Consider the following 1,621-nt stretch of genomic DNA (forward strand, 5'->3'; position numbering starts at 1 on the left):
GCCCTTTTTTGAATCACCGCCAGGCGATTTCCCATGACCCAACAGGCCGCCGAAGTCGCGAAACGCCGCACTTTCGCCATTATTTCCCACCCCGATGCCGGTAAAACCACGATCACCGAAAAGCTCCTGTTGATGGGCAAGGCGATTGCAGTGGCCGGTACGGTGAAATCCCGTAAATCCGATCGCCATGCGACATCCGACTGGATGGAGATGGAGAAGCAGCGGGGTATTTCCATTACCACGTCGGTCATGCAGTTCCCCTATCGCGAACACATGATCAACCTGCTCGACACCCCGGGCCACGAAGACTTCTCCGAAGACACCTACCGCACCCTGACCGCGGTGGACTCGGCCTTGATGGTGCTCGACGGCGGTAAGGGTGTAGAGCCACGGACCATTGCGCTGATGGACGTCTGCCGTCTGCGTGACACGCCGATCGTCAGCTTCATCAACAAACTCGACCGTGATATCCGCGACCCGATCGAACTGCTCGACGAAATCGAAGCGGTCCTGAAGATCAAGGCTGCGCCGATCACCTGGCCGATCGGTTGCTACCGCGATTTCAAGGGCGTGTATCACCTGGCCGACGACTACATCATCGTCTACACCGCCGGTCACGGTCACGAGCGCACCGAAACCAAGATCATTGAGAAACTCGACTCCGACGAGGCGCGCGCGCACTTGGGCGACGAGTACGATCGTTTCATCGAGCAGTTGGAACTGGTGCAGGGCGCCTGCCACGAATTCAACCAGCAGGAATTCCTCGACGGCCAGTTGACCCCGGTGTTCTTCGGTACGGCGCTGGGCAACTTCGGTGTCGACCACGTGCTCGATGCTGTCGTCGATTGGGCGCCGCGTCCGCTGGCCCGTGTGGCCAACGAGCGCACTGTCGAGCCGGTGGAAGAGAAGTTCTCGGGCTTCATCTTCAAGATCCAGGCGAACATGGACCCGAAACACCGCGACCGCATTGCCTTCATGCGTATCTGCTCGGGCAAGTACGAAAAAGGCATGAAGATGCGCCACGTGCGCACCGGCAAGGACGTGCGCATCGGCGATGCCCTGACGTTCTTCTCCTCCGAGCGTGAGCAATTGGAAGAGGCGTACGCTGGAGACATCATCGGTCTGCACAACCACGGCACGATCCAGATTGGCGACACCTTCAGCGAAGGCGAAGTCCTCGGTTTCACCGGCATCCCGCACTTCGCCCCGGAACTGTTCCGTCGCGTGCGTCTGCGTGATCCGCTGAAATCCAAGCAGTTGCGTCAGGGCTTGCAGCAGTTGGCGGAAGAGGGCGCGACGCAGGTGTTCTTCCCCGAGCGCAGCAACGACATCATTCTCGGCGCCGTCGGTGTGCTGCAGTTCGATGTGGTCGCCAGCCGTTTGAAAGAGGAATACAAGGTCGAGTGCTCGTATGAGCCGATCACCGTGTATTCGGCGCGCTGGATCGAGTGTGACGACAAGAAGAAGCTTGAGGAATTCTCCAACAAGGCGGTGGAGAACCTCGCGCTGGATGGCGGTGGTCACCTGACTTACCTGGCGCCGACGCGGGTGAATCTGGCATTGATGGAAGAGCGCTGGCCGGATGTGAAATTCCGCGCGACGCGGGAGCATCATTAAGGTT

Annotated in this window: 1 protein-coding gene; it reads left to right on the forward strand. The window is 59.4% G+C overall.

Annotated elements, in window-relative coordinates; genetic code table 11:
• Positions 1-33 precede the first annotated feature (33 nt).
• The gene (locus tag D6877_RS03275) at positions 34-1,617 is read left to right on the forward strand and encodes a peptide chain release factor 3 (protein WP_039759481.1); all 1,584 of its coding nucleotides are present in this window, start codon (positions 34-36) and stop codon (positions 1,615-1,617) included.
• Positions 1,618-1,621 lie beyond the last annotated feature (4 nt).

Origin of the sequence: Pseudomonas sp. Sample_9, assembly GCF_004307535.1 — a bacterium.
In the GTDB taxonomy this organism is placed as follows: domain Bacteria; phylum Pseudomonadota; class Gammaproteobacteria; order Pseudomonadales; family Pseudomonadaceae; genus Aquipseudomonas; species Aquipseudomonas mercuritolerans.